The organism is Sphingomonas lacusdianchii (assembly GCF_022664395.1).
GTDB classification, from domain to species: domain Bacteria; phylum Pseudomonadota; class Alphaproteobacteria; order Sphingomonadales; family Sphingomonadaceae; genus Sphingomonas; species Sphingomonas lacusdianchii.
Genome location: NZ_JAKRET010000003.1, coordinates 120,828 through 137,466, shown reverse-complemented (window position 1 = coordinate 137,466; position 16,639 = coordinate 120,828). Strand labels below are relative to the sequence as shown.

At 66.0% G+C, this 16,639-nt stretch carries 17 protein-coding genes; 9 read left to right on the top strand and 8 right to left on the bottom strand.

Features of this window, described 5'->3' with window-relative positions; genetic code table 11:
* The first annotated feature begins 34 nt into the window (after positions 1-34).
* Genes MF607_RS05620 through MF607_RS05580 form a run of 9 tightly spaced genes read left to right on the top strand, consistent with a single transcriptional unit; the run spans position 35 to position 8,693 of the window.
* On the top strand, positions 35-1,258 hold the full coding sequence (locus MF607_RS05620) for an MFS transporter (RefSeq protein ID WP_242116589.1): 1,224 nt from the start codon (positions 35-37) through the stop codon (positions 1,256-1,258).
* Positions 1,255-2,313 carry a sugar phosphate isomerase/epimerase family protein gene (locus MF607_RS05615; protein WP_242116588.1) on the top strand — a complete coding sequence of 353 codons (1,059 nt, stop codon included), beginning with the start codon at positions 1,255-1,257 and terminating at the stop codon, positions 2,311-2,313. Before MF607_RS05620 ends, MF607_RS05615 begins: the two co-directional genes overlap by 4 nt.
* The gene (locus tag MF607_RS05610) at positions 2,310-3,452 is read left to right on the top strand and encodes a Gfo/Idh/MocA family protein (protein ID WP_242116587.1); all 1,143 of its coding nucleotides are present in this window, start codon (positions 2,310-2,312) and stop codon (positions 3,450-3,452) included. Before MF607_RS05615 ends, MF607_RS05610 begins: the two co-directional genes overlap by 4 nt.
* Before the next feature lie 2 nt (positions 3,453-3,454).
* Positions 3,455-3,832 (top strand): c-type cytochrome, encoded by a 378-nt coding sequence (locus MF607_RS05605; protein WP_242116586.1) that lies wholly within the window; start codon positions 3,455-3,457, stop codon positions 3,830-3,832.
* 5 nt (positions 3,833-3,837) lie between these two features.
* Positions 3,838-4,752 carry a hydroxypyruvate isomerase family protein gene (locus MF607_RS05600; RefSeq protein ID WP_242116585.1) on the top strand — a complete coding sequence of 305 codons (915 nt, stop codon included), beginning with the start codon at positions 3,838-3,840 and terminating at the stop codon, positions 4,750-4,752.
* Positions 4,753-4,765: 13 nt separating this feature from the next.
* Positions 4,766-5,596, top strand: a complete 831-nt coding sequence (locus MF607_RS05595; RefSeq protein ID WP_242116584.1) for a 3-keto-disaccharide hydrolase — start codon at positions 4,766-4,768, stop codon at positions 5,594-5,596.
* Positions 5,593-6,162, top strand: coding sequence for a gluconate 2-dehydrogenase subunit 3 family protein (locus MF607_RS05590; protein ID WP_242116583.1), 570 nt, complete (start codon positions 5,593-5,595; stop codon positions 6,160-6,162). Before MF607_RS05595 ends, MF607_RS05590 begins: the two co-directional genes overlap by 4 nt.
* On the top strand, positions 6,159-6,992 hold the full coding sequence (locus MF607_RS05585) for a sugar phosphate isomerase/epimerase family protein (protein ID WP_242116582.1): 834 nt from the start codon (positions 6,159-6,161) through the stop codon (positions 6,990-6,992). Before MF607_RS05590 ends, MF607_RS05585 begins: the two co-directional genes overlap by 4 nt.
* 24 nt (positions 6,993-7,016) lie before the next feature.
* The gene (locus MF607_RS05580; protein WP_242116581.1) at positions 7,017-8,693 is read left to right on the top strand and encodes a GMC family oxidoreductase; all 1,677 of its coding nucleotides are present in this window, start codon (positions 7,017-7,019) and stop codon (positions 8,691-8,693) included.
* Between the two features lie 216 nt (positions 8,694-8,909).
* On the opposite strand, the gene MF607_RS05575 is transcribed toward MF607_RS05580, so the two are convergent.
* The 8 genes from MF607_RS05575 to MF607_RS05540 all read right to left on the bottom strand — a co-directional run bounded on the left by MF607_RS05575 (position 8,910) and on the right by MF607_RS05540 (position 16,636).
* Positions 8,910-9,377 (bottom strand): hypothetical protein, encoded by a 468-nt coding sequence (locus tag MF607_RS05575; protein WP_242116580.1) that lies wholly within the window; start codon positions 9,375-9,377, stop codon positions 8,910-8,912.
* 42 nt (positions 9,378-9,419) lie between these two features.
* Complete coding sequence (locus tag MF607_RS05570) at positions 9,420-10,205, bottom strand: phosphoadenylyl-sulfate reductase (protein WP_242116579.1); 786 nt, start codon at positions 10,203-10,205, stop codon at positions 9,420-9,422.
* On the bottom strand, positions 10,198-10,623 hold the full coding sequence (locus tag MF607_RS05565) for a DUF934 domain-containing protein (protein ID WP_242116578.1): 426 nt from the start codon (positions 10,621-10,623) through the stop codon (positions 10,198-10,200). Before MF607_RS05565 ends, MF607_RS05570 begins: the two co-directional genes overlap by 8 nt.
* Positions 10,616-12,250, bottom strand: coding sequence for a nitrite/sulfite reductase (locus MF607_RS05560; RefSeq protein WP_242116577.1), 1,635 nt, complete (start codon positions 12,248-12,250; stop codon positions 10,616-10,618). The genes MF607_RS05565 and MF607_RS05560 overlap by 8 nt, the downstream gene beginning before the upstream one ends.
* Before the next feature lie 141 nt (positions 12,251-12,391).
* The gene (locus MF607_RS05555) at positions 12,392-12,688 is read right to left on the bottom strand and encodes a DUF2849 domain-containing protein (protein WP_242116576.1); all 297 of its coding nucleotides are present in this window, start codon (positions 12,686-12,688) and stop codon (positions 12,392-12,394) included.
* Positions 12,685-13,473 carry a uroporphyrinogen-III C-methyltransferase gene (cobA, locus tag MF607_RS05550; protein WP_242116575.1) on the bottom strand — a complete coding sequence of 263 codons (789 nt, stop codon included), beginning with the start codon at positions 13,471-13,473 and terminating at the stop codon, positions 12,685-12,687. Before cobA ends, MF607_RS05555 begins: the two co-directional genes overlap by 4 nt.
* Positions 13,474-13,550: 77 nt before the next feature.
* A complete protein-coding gene (gene astD / locus MF607_RS05545) occupies positions 13,551-14,960 on the bottom strand; it encodes a succinylglutamate-semialdehyde dehydrogenase (protein WP_242116574.1) in 1,410 nt (469 codons plus the stop codon).
* 86 nt (positions 14,961-15,046) lie between these two features.
* Entirely contained in the window at positions 15,047-16,636 is a 1,590-nt protein-coding gene (locus tag MF607_RS05540) for a protein adenylyltransferase SelO family protein (protein WP_431311899.1), read from the bottom strand.
* Between the last annotated feature and the right edge of the window lie 3 nt (positions 16,637-16,639).

The window sequence follows — 16,639 nt, the reverse complement described above, 5'->3', positions numbered from 1 at the left end:
GTGGCTGATGGCCATAGCGGAGGGTGTCGGGCCCGTGACCGAGCGTTCGGTCGGCGGAAGCCTGACCGCGCGGATGAGCGCGTTGATGTTCATGCAGTTCTTCATCTGGGGGGCGTGGCAGGTCACGCTCGGCCTGGTGATGCAGACGGTCGGGATCGGGAACCTGATCGGCAATGCGTTTTCGATGGGACCGATCGCGTCGATCGTCGGGTCGCTGCTGCTCGGCATGGTCGCGGTGCGCTATGTCGCGCCGCGGATGCTGATGGTGATCCTGCATCTCGTCGGTGGCGTGCTGCTGTACCTGCTGCCGACGTTGCTGACGCCCGAAAATGGCGGCACGTTCGTATGGCTGCTGCTCGGCTACATGATCCTGTACATGCCGACCGTCGGCCTTGCGAACACGATCGCGCTCAAGAGCTTCGGCGAGCGGACCGATAATTTCCCGTTCGTCCGCGCCTTTGGCACCATCGGCTGGATCGCGGCGGGTCTCATCATCGGCTGGGCGGGGCTGTCGGCCAGCCCGAAGATATTCTGGGTGGCGGCGGTCGTTTCGGTCGCGCTGGGGCTGTACAGCTTCACCCTGCCGGCGGTCGAGGCCGACAAGCCGCAGGGCGGCAGCGTGCTCGCGCAGGTGTTCTGCGTCGAGGCGTTCGGCCTGATGCGGCAGAAGTCGTTCCTGACCTTCATCGTCTGCGCTACGCTGATCTCGGTGCCGCTGGCCATGTATTACGCCTATGCCTCGCCCTATGTCGGCGCGGCGGGGATCGAGAATGTCAGCGGGACGCTGGCGATCGGGCAGATGTCCGAACTGGTCTTCATGTTCTCGATGCCGTGGCTCTATCGCCGCTTCGGGGTGAAGCCGCTGTTGCTGGTCGGCATGGCGGCATGGGCGCTGCGCTATGCGCTGTTCGCGATCGGTGACGGCGGATCGGGGCTGTGGGCGATCTACCTCGGCGTCGCGCTGCACGGCGTGTGCTACGACTTCTTCTTCGTGGCAGGCGCAATCTATGTCGGCACCATCGCCACGCCGAAGGGCGTCAATGCGCAGGCGCAAGGCATGTTGACGCTGTTCACCTATGGCGTCGGCATGTTGCTGGGGTCGCAGATCGGCGCGCTGATCTATGCGCAGTTGCCGGCCGCGCCGACCATCGCCGACTGGCAGGGCATGTGGGTCTATCCGGCGGTTGCCGCCGCGGCGATCGCGCTGCTGTTCCAATTCACCTTCCGCGACGATCGTCGCAAGGAGACGCTGGCATGACGGGGATGAAGGGGCCTGGCATTTTCCTGGCGCAGTTCATGGGCGATCAGGCGCCGTTCGACACGTTGGAGAACATGGCCGAATGGGCCGCCGGGCTCGGCTATGTCGGCGTGCAGATTCCCTGCGACACGCGGCTGATCGACCTGAAGACCGCGTCGGAGAGCAAGGATTACTGCGACGACCTGCGCGGCAAGCTGGCCAAGCATGGCATCGAGCCGACCGAGCTGTCGACGCATCTGCAGGGGCAGCTGGTCGCGGTCCATCCGGCGTACGACACGCTGTTCGACGGCTTCGCGCCCCCGGAAGTCCATGGCAAGCCCGCCGAACGGCAGGTCTGGGCGGTCGAGCAGGTCAAGATGGCGGCGAAGGCCAGCGCCAATCTGGGGCTGAAGGCGCATGCGACCTTCTCCGGTGCGCTGGCATGGCCCTATGTCTATCCGTGGCCGCAGCGCCCGGCCGGACTGGTCGAGGAAGCGTTTGCCGAACTGGCGCGGCGCTGGACCCCGATCCTCGACGTGTTCGAGGAAAATGGCGTCCACTGCGCGTTCGAGGTTCATGCCGGGGAGGACCTGCACGACGGCGCGACGTGGGAGCGTTTTCTCGACGCGGTGAAGGGGCACAATGCCGCGCGACTGCTGTTCGATCCGTCGCATTACGTGCTGCAACAGCTCGACTATCTCGACTTCATCGACCGCTATCACGACCGTATTTCGTGCTTCCACGTCAAGGATGCCGAATATAATCCGACCGGGCGCTCGGGCGTGTATGGCGGCTATCAGGACTGGGTCGATCGTCCCGGGCGGTTCCGCTCGCTGGGCGACGGGCAGGTCGATTTCTCGGGCGTGTTCAGCCGCATGGCGCAATATGGCTATGACGGCTGGGCGGTGCTCGAATGGGAATGCGCGCTCAAGAACTCGGCGGATGGCGCACGCGAAGGCGCTCCGTTCATCGACGCGCATATGATCCGCCTGACCGATCACGCCTTCGACGATTTCGCCAAGAGCGGCGTCGATCGAGCCGCGATCCGCAAGCTGATGGGATTGTCTGCGGAATGAGTGCGAAGGCGTTGAAACTGGGCATGGCCGGCGGTGGCGAGGGCGCGTTCATCGGCGCGATCCACCGCAAGGCGGCGGCACTGGACGGCGACTGGCAACTGGTAGCCGGCGCGTTCAGCAGCGATGCCGCGCGCAACGAGCGCAGCGGTGCCGCGCTCGGGCTCGATCCGCAGCGTGTCTATGGCGACCTGAACGCGCTGATCGCCGCCGAAACTGCCTTACCCTTGGGTGAGCGGATCGACGCGCTGGCGATCGTCACCCCCAACCACCTCCATGCCCCGATGGCGATCGCGGCGCTGGAGGCGGGCATCCACGTCTTCTGCGAAAAGCCGATGGCGATGAGCAGCGACGAGGCCCGCGCGATCGCCGCAGCGGCGCGCCAGAGCGGCGCGAAGTTCGCGCTGGCCTTCACCTATAGCGGTTATCCCCTTGTCGAAGAGGCGCGCACCCGCGTCGCGCGCGGCGATCTGGGCAAGATCCGGCTCGTTCAGGTTGAGTATTTGCAGGGTTGGCTAAGCTTGCCGATCGATGGCGAAGGCAACAAACAGGCGGAATGGCGCACCGATCCAGCCAAGGCTGGCCTTGGCGGCTGTCTGGGCGATATCGGCACCCATGCCTTCCATCTGGCCGAACATGTCTCGGGTGTGGCGGTGAGCGAGGTGTCGGCGGACCTGACGGTGCATGTCGCCGGGCGGCGGCTCGACGACGATGTCAGCGCGCTGCTGCGCTTCGAGGGCGGTGCACGCGGTACGCTCAAGGCGACGCAGGTCGCAGCGGGCGAGGAGAACGGCCTGAAGCTTCGCGTGTCGGGCGAACACGGCACGCTCGAATGGGCGCAGATGGAGCCGAACACGCTGACGCTGCGCTGGCTCGACCGGCCGGCGGAGGTGGTGCGCGCAGGCGGACCGGGGCTTGCCGCGTCGACGCAGGCGCTGCTGCGCACGCCGTCGGGGCATCCCGAAGGCTATATCGAGGCATTCGCCAATCTGTATCAAGGGTTTGCAGCAGCGATTCGCGGGCAGGACGAACGCTTCGTCCCCGGGCTGACCGACGGGCTGCGCACGATGAACTTTATCGAGGCGGTGATCGCGAATGCGGCCTCCGACCGGAAATGGACCCCAGTGGAAGCGGGAGAGTGAAGATGAAACTGCTGACGGGTATGGCGATTGTCGGAGCGGCGGGTGCGACCGCGCTGCTGGCGACCGCGACGCCGAGCACCGCCCAGACTGCGGCACCGCCCGCGTTCAATGCGTGCAAGGCGTGTCACACGGTGAACAAGGGTGGCCGCAACGGTATTGGCCCCAATCTGTTCGGGGTGGTCGGACGGCCGGCGGCATCGGTGCCGGGCTTCAACTATTCGCCGGCGATGAAGGCGTCGAAGCTGCGCTGGGATGCGAAGACGCTCGACGAATATCTGGCGGGACCGGCCAAGAAGGTGCCGGGTACGCGCATGCCGATCGCTACGCCCGATCCGGCCAAGCGCGCGGCGATCATCGCTTACCTGACGTCGGCCAAGTGAGCTCCGTGTCGCGGCGTACGGTCATGGCGGGGGCCGCAGCCGCGACCCTGGCCGCCGGTGTCGGGGCGTCGCAACGGCGCGAGGGCGGCGGCAGCAATGCCGCGCGCTTCTCGCTGAAATTCGCGCCGCACGAGGGCAGCTTCGCCAGCCGCGGCGACCGGATCGAACAGATCGCCTATGCCGCCGATCACGGATTTACGGCGTGGGAGGATAACGAAGCGGCCGGGCGCAGCATTGCCGAACAGACGGCGATGGCGAAGGCGTTGCAACAGCGCGGCATGACGATGGGCGTGTTCGTCGCCAGCATGCCGAAATGGTCGCAGTCGCGGCCGCTGCTGGGCGCGAATGACGGGGCGGAGCGCGAAGGCTTCCTGAACGACATCCGCGCCTCGATCGACGTCGCCAAGCGGCTGTCGGCGACCCGGATGACGGTCGTGACCGGCTTCATGGATCCGAAGGTGCCGCAGGATATCCAGACCGCGCGGGTGATCGATATCATGCGGCGTGCGGGCGATATCGTCGCGCCCCACAACATCGCGATGGTCATGGAGCCGCTGAACACGCGGACCAACCATCCGGGCGTCTATATGCAGTCGATCGCCCAGGGCTATGCGGTCGCGCGGGGTGCGAACAGTCCGGGGGTCAAGATCCTTGCCGACCTGTATCATGAGCAGATTCAGTCGGGAAATCTGATCCCGACGCTCGACACCTGCTGGGACGAGATCGGCTATATCCAGTTCGGCGACAATCCGGGCCGCAACGAGCCCGGAACCGGCGAGATCAACTATGCCTCCATCGTCAAATGGCTGAGGGGCAAGCGCTATGCCGGGGTGATCGGCATGGAACATGGCAATTCGATAAAGGGTCGGCCGGGAGAAGAGGCGCTGGTCGCCGCTTATCGCGGGATCGATCAGGTATAAGAAGGAGGGGATGATGAGGCTGCGTGACATAGCGGCGCTCGGTTCCGTTCTGACAGCGTTGGCGGGTTCCGCCGGCGCGCAGGACAGGCCGGGGTTCAAGGATACGCCGGTGCTGCCCGGTGGTCAGTGGCGGGTGCACGATGCCGACCGGCCGACGCCGACGGTAGTGACGCCTGCTGCACAGCCCGGTGGGGTGCCGTCTGATGCGGTCGTGTTGTTCGACGGGCGATCGGTCGACGCTTGGTCTCCCAAGGGCACGCCATGGCCGGTCAAGGACGGCGTGCTGACCGTCCCGTCGCGTGGGCCGGACGGCAAGGGCGGCGGCGATCTGGTGTCGAAGCAGAGCTTCGGCGACGTGCAACTGCACCTCGAATTCCGCAGCCCTAACCCGCCGACCAAGACCTCGCAGGACCGCGGCAATAGCGGCATCTGGTTCATGCAGCGCTATGAGGTGCAGATCCTCGACGGCGATCAGAACCCGACCTATGCCGACGGCACGGTCGGTGCGGTCTATGGCTGGAAGCCGCCGCTGGTGAACGCGTCGCGCAAGCCCGGCGAATGGCAGACCTACGACATCATATTCGAACGGCCGCGCTTCGCCGCCGACGGTTCGCTGGTGCGCCCGGCCTATGTCACCGCGCTCCTCAACGGGGTGGTGGTGCAGAACCATCAGGCGATGCTGGGCACGACCATCTGGCGGCAGGTCGCGAAGTACGAGGCACATGGCGATGCCGCGCCGATCCAGTTGCAGGATCATGATTCGCCGGTGTCGTTCCGCAACATCTGGGTACGGCCGCTGCCCGAGAGCGCGATCGCGCAGGACCTGAAGGAGAACAGCAAATGATCGATCGCAGGACGGCGCTTGCCGGTGTCGCGGCGATGTTCGGCACCGCGCTCTATGCCCCGCTCGCCCGCGCCGTGGGTGCAGAGGGTCCGGTCGGGGTGCCGGCGATCAGCGACGGCCCGCCGAGCGCCGCGGTATTCACCGCGCCGCAACGCGCGCTGATGACGGCGCTGAGCGAACGGGTGATCCCGACCACCGATACGCCGGGCGCGATCGCCGCGGGCGTTCCGGCCTATATCGAGAAGCTGTTGGCCGATTGGTCCTATCCGGCCGAGCGGGTGCCGATCGTCGCCGGCCTCGACGCGATCGAGAAGCGCAGCATGACCGATTACAAGGTTGCGGGTGCCAAGGCGACGCCCGCGCAGCAGGACGCGCTGCTCACGCTGGCGATGAACGACCAGATTCCGGGCGGCAAGACCTTCTTCGAAGCGTTCCGCCAGCTGGTCATCGCCGGCTATTACACGTCGGAGATCGGCATGACGCAGGAGCGCGAATATCTGCCGGTGCCCGGCGAATATAACGGCGCCTTTCCCTATTCGCAGGTCAACAAGGTGTATAGCGCATGATCGTCAATCGCAGGCACGTCCTTGCCGGTGCGGGCGGCATCGCCGCGCTCGGCGTAACGGGCATCGCGCAGGCGGCGCAGATCAAGGCCGTCGGCATCCAGCTCTACACCGTGCGCGACCTGTTCCAGAAGGACCCGGTCAAGACGCTCGGCGACATCGCCCGCATCGGGTACAAGGAAGTCGAATATGGCGGTGGCGGCTACGACGCCATGGACCATAAGCTCCTCCGCCGGACGATGGATCGGCTGGGGCTGAAGGCGCCGTCGATCCATGTGCCGTATGAAGCGCTGCTGGGGGCGTTCGACAAGCAGGTCGAGATGGCCAAGACGCTGGGCGCCGACACGGTGGTCCTGCCGTACATGGTCGACCAGCATCGCAACGAGGCGGGCTGGAACGCGGCGCTGCCGAACTTCAACCGCTTCGCAACCGATCTGCGCAAGGCGGGGCTGGGCTTCGCCTATCACAACCATGATTTCGAATTCACGGTGAAGCCGGGCGGGGTCAGCCTGTACGAGCGGTTGCTGAAGGCGACCGATCCGGCATTGGTGAAGATCGAGCTCGACCTCTACTGGGTCGGCCATGCCGGCGAGGATGTCGGCGGGTGGATCGATCGGCTGGGGCCGCGCCTCTACGCCTATCACGTCAAGGACGCGCGCGCCGATGGCAGCATGACCGCGGTCGGTGCCGGCAAGACCGATTTCGCCGCACTGTTCGCTCGCCGCGGCAGTGCCGGCGTCCGCCATTTCTACGTCGAGAACGATCAGGCGCCCGCGCCCTATCTACCCGATATCACCACCAGTTTCCGGACGCTCAAGGCGCTGCGTTACTAAAACAGATACCCTTGGAGGGGAATTATGGCAGTCACCAACAGGTTCGACGCGATCGTCATCGGATCGGGCGTCAGCGGCGGGTTCGCCGCGAAGGAATTGACCGAAAAGGGCCTGCGCGTCCTGATGCTCGACCGTGGCCGCATGGTCGAGCACGTCGAGGGCTATCCGTATGACGGCAAGCCCGCATATGAGGTCCCGGCGCGCAACCAGATGCCCAAGCCGTTGATGGACAGCGACTATTTCATCGCGAAATATGGCTATGTCTCGCCCAGCAACCGGTCCTTCTACAATGACGACCGGCTGAACCCCTATGCCTATGACGAAGGGGAGAAATTCTACTGGATCCGCCCGGGTGCGGTTGGCGGCAAGTCGCTGATCTGGGGTCGCTGGACGTTCCGGTGGAGCGCCGACGATTTCGAGGCGAACAAGCGCGAGGGCATCGATGGCGCATGGCCGATCGGCTATGACGACGTCGCGCCATGGTACAGCTATGTCGAGAAATATATCGGCGTATCGGGTTCGCGCGAGAACCTGCCGTACCTGCCCGACAGCGAATTCCAGCCGCCGATGCCGATGAACGTCGCGGAGAAGTGGCTGAAGGAACGGTTGGAGACCCAGTTTCCGGGCCGCAAGCTGATCCACACCCGCCTGTCGAACATGACCGAGGACAAGCCGGACCAGAACCGCAGCAAGTGCCAGTTCCGCAACCAGTGCGGCAATGGCTGTTCGTTCGGCGCCTATTTCTCGACCCAGGCGGTGACGTTGCCGGCGGCGCGGGCGACCGGGCGGCTGACGCTGCGCTCGGACGCGGTCGTCACCAACCTCGAATATGATGCCGCGCGCAAGAAGGTGACCGGCGTGCGCTTCGTCGATGCCAAGACGGGGCAGGCGGAGACGGTGCAGGCGAACCTCGTCTTCCTGTGCGCGTCGGCGATGGCATCGACGCAGATCCTGATGAATTCGCGGATGGGCGGCGGCGGTCGCAGCCATTTCGATACCAGCGGCACGCTGGGCCGCTATGTCATGGACCATATCTTCCGCGTCGGCGCCGAGGGCGAGATCCCCGGCATGACCGACCTGATCGAATATGGCCGGCGGCCGGGCGGGGTCTATGTCCCGCGCTTCCGCAACCTGAAGGGCGAGGAAGGCGTCGGCTTCCGTCGCGGCTATGGCTATCAGGGCAGCGCACGGCGCGAACCGATGGCGCCGGTCGGCTTCGGCAAGGACATGAAGCACGGCATGCGGCAATATGGCCCGTGGAAGTTCGGCATGGGTGCGTTCGGCGAATGCCTGCCCTATGCCGACAACCGCGTGTCGCTGCATGCGAACAAGGTCGACCGGTTCGGCGTGCCGCTGATGAAGTTCGACGTGAAGTTCCGCGACAACGAACTGAAGATGATGGCCGACGCCCGGATCGAAGGCGAGAAGATGCTGAAGGCGGCGGGCCTGACCAACGTCCGCAGCTATGAAGGCGCGCATATCCCGGGCGACGCGATCCATGAAATGGGTGGCGCACGCATGGGCGCCGATCCGCGCAAGTCGGTGCTGAACGGGTGGAGCCAGGCGCATGATGCGTCGAACCTCTACGTCACCGATGGCGCGCAGATGGCGTCGGTATCGTGCGTCAACCCGTCGCTGACCTTCATGGCGCTGACCGCCCGCGCGGCCGACCATGCGATGCGGACCAAGCCTTGGGCGTAGAGTCGGATGGCATGAACCTGACCCGTTCGTCCTGAGTAGCCATTGAGCTTGTCGAAATGGCGTATCGAAGTACCGGCTGCGGCGGGTGCTTCGATACGGGTCTTCGACTTTGCTCAGCCCCTACGCAGCACGAACGGTTCTACCGCTTGTCATCACGCTATAGGCCGGTCGAAGGCTGAGATCGTCACCCCAGCCTTCGCTGGGGTGACGTTTGGGTCAGGCTTTGGTGGAAGTGAAGGCCGGGTCCGGCCGCAACCCGAGGAGGATCAGCAGCGCGCTTGCCGCCGCCTCGCCATCACCAGCCGTGACGGTTTTCGCATCGTCCGGGCGCGGTTCGAAGCCGTTGTTCACACCGAGATTGTCGGACGGCGTAAGCACGATCGTGTCGCCCGTCCGGTCGATGTCGACGCGCTTGGCTTCGCGCATGAAGGTCTTGAAGTTCTTGACCGCCGCCGCGTCCTGGAAGGGGATGAACTGGCGCTTCCATTGTTCGGGGGTCGGATCGGTCAGGCCGGTTTGCGAGGCCGACAGGGCATCGGCGATCGCCTGCGCAACGACCGCCTTCTTCACCGACTTGCCGAACCATTGGGGATCGGTCGCGATCGTGTCGGCGGACAGGGTGCGCGACACGGGTGCGATAATGATCCGGCCGTTGGTGAAATAGGCGACTGCCGATTGCTGCATCGCCGCCCTTTGCGCCCGAAACCGAGGCGGGGCAAGCGCGGCTCAGAAGCTCGGCAGGTTCGGATCGCCGTCGAGCAGCGGCTTGTGGATGCCGCATTCGACCTTTTCCCAGCCGGCCCAGCGACCCGAGCGTGGGTCTTCGCCGGGTTTTACCCGGTTGGTGCAGGGTTGGCAGCCGATCGAGGGAAAACCCTGTTCGACGAGCGGGTGACGCGGCAGGTCGTGCTGCGCGAAATAGGCGTCGATATCCGCCGGGGTCCAGGTGATGAGCGGATTGATCTTCAACCGGCCGACGCTGTCCGACGTGTCGAGTTCGAAGCGGGGCAGGGCGGTGCGGGTCGCCGACTGGAACGCCTTGCGGCCGGTGAAGCTGGCATCGAAGCCGGCAAGGCCCCGCGCGAGCGGTTCGACCTTGCGGATTTCGCAGCAGCCATCGGGGTCGTAGGACCAGCGCAACTCGGTGGCGTCCTTCGCCGCCAGCAGCGCCGGATCGGGGCGGAGGTTGCGGAAATCGGTCAGGCCCAGCCGATCGACCAGCAGGTCGCGATAGGCGAGCGTTTCGGGAAAATGCTTTCCGGTTTCAAGGAACAGTACCGGGACCGAGCGGTCGACCGACGCGATCAGGTGGAGCAGCACCGCCGATTCCGCGCCGAACGACGACACTGCCGCGACCTTGCCGAGCAGCCGCTCGCGCAGGGCGACGGTCAGCATCTCGTGCGTCGAGGCATCGCGAAAGCGGTCGTTCAGCGCCTGCGCATCGGCGGCGGTGAAACGCGGGGCAAGGTCCAACCGGTCGCGCACGCGAATATCGGGGTCGGCATCAGCCATGACGCAATTTCCACACCGGCACCTGCCCGTCGGCCGCCGCCTGATAGACATGGTCGTAGCGTTCCAGCGCGCGTTCGAGCGCGGCGGGATCGACCGGCGCGGCGGGCGCGAAACTATCGAAGCCGCAGCGGCGCATCAGCGGAATTTGATCGACCAGCACGTCGCCCTCGGCGCGCAGTTCGCCGGTATAGCCCGCCTCGCGCAGGATCCGCCCGGCCGAATAGCCCCGCCCGTCGCGGAATTTGGGGAAGCTGACCTCGATCAATGCCAGCCGGTCGAGATGCGGCAGCAGCAGGCGGGCATCGTCGCCGGCCTCTATCCGCACGGCGGTCGCGTTCGACTGGCCGAGGAACGCGTCGAGGGTGACGGCGGGTTCGTCATGCGCGGCATCGTCGCGCAGGCGCAGGGCCTCAACCATAGATAGCCTCCTTGAACGGTTCCATGCCGATCCGGCGATAGGTGTCGACGAAGCGCTCCCCGTCGGTGCGTTCGGCGAGATAGCGGTCGGTGACGCGCTCGATCGCGTCGACCACGCCGTCTTCGGAAAAGCCGGGGCCGGTGATCTTGCCGAGCGACACATCTTCCGCACCCGATCCGCCGAGGAGGAGCTGGTAATTCTCGGTGCCCTTCCGGTCGACCCCGAGAATGCCGATGTGCCCGGCATGATGGTGGCCGCAGGCGTTGATGCAGCCGCTGATCTTGAGCTTCAGTTCGCCCAGATCGCGCTGCCGCACCGGATCGGCGAAGCGATCGGCGATCTTCTGCGCGAGCGGGATCGAACGCGCATTGGCGAGGCTGCAATAATCGAGGCCGGGGCAGGCGATGATATCGGTGATCAGGTCGAGATTGGCCTCGGCCAGCCCGATCGCCACCAGCCGGTCATAGACTGCGCGAAGGTCGGCCGAACGGACATGCGGCAGGACGATGTTCTGCGCATGGGTGACGCGCAGTTCGGCAAAGCTGTACGCCTCCGCCAGATCGGCCATCGCGTCGATCTGATCGGCCGACGCGTCGCCGGGGATGCCGCCGGTCGGCTTCAGGCTGATGGTGACGATGGTATAGCCGGCGCGCTTATGGGCGTGCGTGTTCTGGTCGAGCCACGCGGCGAAGCCCGCGTCACTGCGATCGACCGGGGCATCGGCGGTGGTGTCGGCGAAGGCGGGATCAGCGAAGAAGGCGGCGATGCGGTCGAATTCGGCCTGGGGCGGATCGATGCCCAGCGTCTTGATATGGGCGAATTCCTCGGCGACTTCGGCGCGATATTTGTCGACGCCGATCTCGTGGATCAGGATCTTGATCCGCGCCTTGTACATATTGTCGCGGCGACCGTAGCGATTGTAGACGCGCAGGCAGGCCTCCAGATAGCTCATCAGGTCCGACAGCGGCACGAAGTCGTTGACGAGCGGCGCGATCATCGGCGTGCGGCCCATGCCGCCCCCGACATAGACCTGCGCGCCGGCGACGCCGTCCTGCTGGGTGATGCGCAGGCCGATATCGTGGAGGCGCATCGCCGCGCGATCTTCATCGGCGGCGATCACCGCGATCTTGAACTTGCGCGGCAGGTAGCTGAATTCGGGGTGGAAGGTGCTCCACTGACGCAGCAGCTCCGCCCAAGGGCGCGGGTCGGTCCGCTCGTCGGCGGCGGCGCCGGCGAACTGGTCGGAACTGATGTTGCGGATGCAGTTGCCGCTGGTCTGGATGGCGTGCATCTCGACCTTGGCCAGCTTCTCCAGAATGTCGGGCGTGTCGGCCAGCTTGATCCAGTTGAACTGGAGGTTCTGGCGCGTGGTGAAATGGCCGTACCCCCGGTCATAGGCGCGGGCGATGTCGCCCAGCACCCGCATCTGCGTCGACGACAGCGTGCCATAAGGGATGGCGACACGCAGCATATAGGCATGGAGCTGGAGATACAGGCCGTTCATCAGCCGCAGCGGCTTGAACTGATCCTCGGTCAAATGGCCCGACAGGCGGCGTTCGACCTGGTCGCGGAACTCCGCGACGCGGGCATCGACGATCGACTGGTCGTAGGTGTCGTATTGGTACACTTGCAAATTCCTCCCCAGCATGGGGAGGGGGACCATGCGCAGCATGGTGGAGGGGGTTCTCCACCGATGCTCCGCTTGGGGACATCCCCCTCCACCAGCCTGCGGCTGGTCCCCCTCCCCGCGGAGCGGGGAGGAGCTTGATTATATGACCCACGCCCCGGCTTGCGGATCGGCGGGCTTGAGCGTCAGGTCGGTGCGCACCGTGGGACCGAGTGCGCGGATGCGGTCCTTGATATGGGCGGGACGGGGACCTTCGGGGGTCGCCACCGCGTCGATCACGTACGGCACGTTGACCCGCCGCGCCGCTTCCTCGACCTGGGCGATGCGTTCGCCATCCTCGCCGACGTCGGCGGCATCCTCGACATGGCGCGACCAGTCGTTGCCGGTCCACCACGTCACGTCGCCGCTGGCGAGATCGTTTCCGGTCAGCAGCTTCATGCCAGCGTCTCCGCAGCTTTCGCCCATGCGCCGAGCTTGTCCTCGGCATCGGCCAGTTGCACGACTTCGCCGACGACGATCACCGCCGGGCTCTTCACATCCTCGCGCGCGACCATCGGGCCGAGATCGGCGAGCAGGGTGCGCAGCGCGCGGGCGTCGGCATAGGTGCCGCGCTCCAGCACCGCGACCGGCATGTCGGGGGCGACGCCATCGGCCATCAGCTTGTCGGCGATCGCCTCCGCCGTCGCGACGCCCATATAGATCACCAGCGTGCGGCCCTGTCCGGCAAGGCCCGACCAGTCCTGTTCGGACAGGCCCTTGCATTGACCTGCCACGAAGCTGACCGCCGACGACCAGTCGCGGTGCGTCAGTGGCAACATGGCGCCTGCCGCACAGCCGAGCGCGGCCGAAACACCGGGAATGACCTCGACCGGCAGACCGGCGGCGCGCACCGCCTCGACCTCTTCGCCGCCGCGACCGAAGATGAACGGGTCGCCGCCCTTCAGCCGGATGACGATCGCGCCGGTCTTCACGTGCGCGACGATCAGCGCGTTGATCGATTCCTGCGGCAGGGTGTGACGCGCGCGCTGCTTGGCGACCGAAATGCGTTGCGCGGTCGCGGGCGCGAGGTCGAGGACGCGCGGGTCGATCAGCCCGTCATGCACGACGACATCGGCGGTCCTGAGCGCTTCCACCGCGCGCACGGTCAGCAGGCCGGGATCACCCGGGCCTGCCCCGACAAGGATGACGCGCCCGCGCGCGGTCGGATCGAGTAGCGTTGCCATGCAGCCGTAGATGCGACCGCGGCCGCCCCCAGGCAACCGACGCTTGCTTGGGGGACGGGAAGGGATTGTTTAGCAGGCTATTGGTTGCGCAACCCGATGCCGATCGACGCGCGCGCCTGCTCCGCTTCGGCCGACACGACCGGATAGGCGCAATAGTCGGCGGCGTAATAGGCGGAGGGGCGATGATTGCCCGACCAGCCGATGCCGCCGAACGGCGCGGCCGAGGATGCGCCGTTGGTCGGGCGGTTCCAGTTAACGATACCCGCGCGAATATTCGCCCAGAAGCCGTCGTACAGTTGTGGATCGGACGAGATCAGCGACGCAGACAGGCCGTAGCGGGTGTTGTTCGCCTCGGCGATGGCGTCTTCGAAACTGTCGACGCGGAATATTTGCAGCACGGGTCCGAACAGTTCGATGTCGCTGCGCTCGGCGGTGTCCGACATGTCGATGATGCCGGGGGTCAGGAACGGACGCCCTTCGACCAGCCGCTGCAGGAAGCGCAGCGGACGCCCGCCGCGCGAGGTCAGCGACAGGAAGCTTTCGGTCAGCTGGTCGGCGGCCTCGTTGTCGATGACCGGGCCCATGAAGGGTGCGGGATCGGCGTGGGGTTCGGCAATAATCAGCCGTTCGCATAGCCGGTTGATTTCGGCGAGCAGGGGTTCGGCCAGCCGTCGTTCGACGATCAGCCGGCGCGCGGCGGTGCAGCGCTGCCCGGCCGAGGTGAAGGCCGACTGTACCACCAGCACGGCGGCGGCATAGAGGTCGGGCGCGCTCCAGACGATGATCGGGTTGTTGCCACCCATTTCCAGCGCGAGGATCTTTTCGGGCGTCTCGGCGAACTGGCGGTTGAGCGCGATGCCGGTGCGCGCGGATCCGGTGAAGAGCAGGCCGTCGATATCGGGATGGCCGGCGAGCGCCCGGCCCTGTTCGGGCCCACCGATCAACAGCCTTACGCAATCGTCGGGCACGCCGCCGGCGCGGTAGCAATCGACCAGGAACGCGCCGCTGGCCGGTGTCTTTTCGGAGGGTTTGAATACCACCGCATTGCCCGCGATCAGCGCCGGGACGATGTGGCCGTTGGGCAGATGCGCCGGAAAATTATAGGGGCCGAGCACCGCGAGCACGCCATGCGGTTTGTGGCGGAGCGCCATGCGCGAGCTTGCCTGTGATTCCAGCCGGCGCTGGCTGGTCCGTTCGCCATAGGAAGTGATCGAGATTTCGACCTTGGCGATGACGGTTTCGACCTCGGTCCGCGCTTCCCACAACGGCTTGCCGGTTTCGCGGGCGATGACGTCGGCAAAGGCTTCGGCACGGCTGCGCACGACATTGGCGAAGCGGCGCATCGCCTCGATCCGGTAGGCGAGCGAGCGGGAGGCCCAGCCGGCCCAGCCGGCGCGGGCGGCGGCGACTTCGGTATCAGCATCGCCGACAGGGGCACGCCAGAGGGTCGCGCCGGTTGCGGGTTCGGTCGAGACAAGTTCGGCCATGCGTAGTCGTATCCGCCTCCTGATGTGCGCGCATCCTTGGACCAGATCGCGCGACGATGCCAGTTGTCTGCTACGATCGGTCGAGGTCAGGCAAGGGCCTGTCCCATGCGGCGGATGGCGGCGACCTTGTCATGGAACGGCGTCCAATCGTCGCGTTCGGCGATGGCGGCCCAGATTTGCTCGACTTCGCCGATCAGCATCGAACAGGGTGCCGCATCGGACCAGTAAGCATGGCTGCGGTCGCTGCGCGGGCGATACTCGGACAGCAGCGCGCGGACGGATTCGAATGCGGTCCAGTCGTCGCCCTCGGGCAGCCAGCCGCCAAATGCTTCGAAGAAGAAAATGTCGATCGGCATTTGCGACGCCGCAAGCGCGGCGGTGACGGCGTCTGCCAGCGCGCGATCGGTGGCCGGATCGCGCGGGGCAACGCCGAGCCGCCACAGCATCGCTTCCGCCGCCGCCGCCGCATAGCGTTCGGGGAAGGTCTCCAGCACCTCGATCAGCGGCGGTGCCTCGACAATGGTGCGCAGCGCGACCGCCAGTTGCATGACGTTCCAGTGCATCGCGTCGGGCTGGCGGCCGAAGGCGTAGAGGCCCTGATGGTCGAAATAGGCGGCGGTGAAGCCCGCGTCCCAGGTCGGGGCGAACCGCCACGGGCCGTAATCGAAACTTTCGCCGGTTACATTGATGTTGTCGGTGTTGAGCACGCCATGGACGAAGCCCGCCGCCATGAAGCGTGCGGCGAGCGTCGCGACGCGGCCGACAACCTCGTCGAACAGTTCGATCGCGGCGGTGCTGCCCGGCGTGCGGCCGTGCAGGCGGGTCAGCACATAGTCGACCAGCCGGTGCATGGCATCCGCGTCACGTTCATAGGCGAGCCGCTGGAAGGTGCCGATGCGGACATGGCTGTGGTTCAGCCGGACCAGCACCGCCGAGCGGGTCGGCGAGGGTTCGTCGCCGCGCACCAGTTCCTCACCGGTCTCGATCAGCGAGAAGCTGCGCGAGGTGGGGACGTTCAGCGCTTCGAGCATCTCGGTCGCCAACACTTCGCGCACGCCGCCCTTCAGCGTCAGGCGACCGTCGCCGAAACGGCTGTACGGGGTCTGTCCCGACCCCTTGGTTCCGAGATCGAGCAGGCGGTCGCGCTGGTCGGTCGCCTGCGCGAACAGGAAGCCGCGGCCGTCGCCGATATCGGGGTTGTAGGACTGGAACTGATGGCCGTGATAGCGCAGCGCGAGCGGTTGTGGGATGCTGCCGGGCAGGGGCGTGAAGCGGCCGAAATGGTCGATCCATTGCGGATCGGTAAGCGACAGGGTGTCACAAGCGGCCGCTCGATACGCGGCGTCCTCGCCACTTGCGTCGCCCCAGCGCAGGCTGGGTTCTCCCCGCGGAGGCCGCACCGCTTCAACCGAAAGAGACCCCAGCCTGCGCTGGGGTGACGTTTGTGGACCGGATGACGTTTGGGCAGCGGCTGACGTTTGGGGAGCGGCTGACGTCTGGGCGGCCAGTAACGTCTCACTATGAACGATCCCGATCTCCGCCGCCGCCCGATCGTTCCTGAACCGCAGGATGTGTTCGGGAAAGGCCGCCGGCGTCACGGCATCGTAGAATGGTTCGCCCAGCGCCAGAATATCGGTGCGGGGGCGATAGCGAGCGGGTTGCGGGTTTTCGGCCATGCG

Excerpts from the sequence above, each read along its gene's own strand:
- MF607_RS05615 (WP_242116588.1), top strand. The coding sequence starts at position 1,255 with ATGACGGGGATGAAGGGGCCTGGCATTTTCCTGGCGCAGTTCATGGGC.
- MF607_RS05610 (WP_242116587.1), top strand. The coding sequence starts at position 2,310 with ATGAGTGCGAAGGCGTTGAAACTGGGCATGGCCGGCGGTGGCGAGGGC.
- MF607_RS05605 (WP_242116586.1), top strand. The coding sequence starts at position 3,455 with ATGAAACTGCTGACGGGTATGGCGATTGTCGGAGCGGCGGGTGCGACC.
- MF607_RS05595 (WP_242116584.1), top strand. The coding sequence starts at position 4,766 with ATGAGGCTGCGTGACATAGCGGCGCTCGGTTCCGTTCTGACAGCGTTG.
- MF607_RS05590 (WP_242116583.1), top strand. The coding sequence starts at position 5,593 with ATGATCGATCGCAGGACGGCGCTTGCCGGTGTCGCGGCGATGTTCGGC.
- MF607_RS05585 (WP_242116582.1), top strand. The coding sequence starts at position 6,159 with ATGATCGTCAATCGCAGGCACGTCCTTGCCGGTGCGGGCGGCATCGCC.
- MF607_RS05580 (WP_242116581.1), top strand. The coding sequence starts at position 7,017 with ATGGCAGTCACCAACAGGTTCGACGCGATCGTCATCGGATCGGGCGTC.
- MF607_RS05575 (WP_242116580.1), bottom strand. The coding sequence starts at position 9,377 with ATGCAGCAATCGGCAGTCGCCTATTTCACCAACGGCCGGATCATTATC.
- MF607_RS05570 (WP_242116579.1), bottom strand. The coding sequence starts at position 10,205 with ATGGCTGATGCCGACCCCGATATTCGCGTGCGCGACCGGTTGGACCTT.
- MF607_RS05565 (WP_242116578.1), bottom strand. The coding sequence starts at position 10,623 with ATGGTTGAGGCCCTGCGCCTGCGCGACGATGCCGCGCATGACGAACCC.
- MF607_RS05555 (WP_242116576.1), bottom strand. The coding sequence starts at position 12,688 with ATGAAGCTGCTGACCGGAAACGATCTCGCCAGCGGCGACGTGACGTGG.
- cobA (WP_242116575.1), bottom strand. The coding sequence starts at position 13,473 with ATGGCAACGCTACTCGATCCGACCGCGCGCGGGCGCGTCATCCTTGTC.
- astD (WP_242116574.1), bottom strand. The coding sequence starts at position 14,960 with ATGGCCGAACTTGTCTCGACCGAACCCGCAACCGGCGCGACCCTCTGG.
- MF607_RS05540 (WP_431311899.1), bottom strand. The coding sequence starts at position 16,636 with ATGGCCGAAAACCCGCAACCCGCTCGCTATCGCCCCCGCACCGATATT.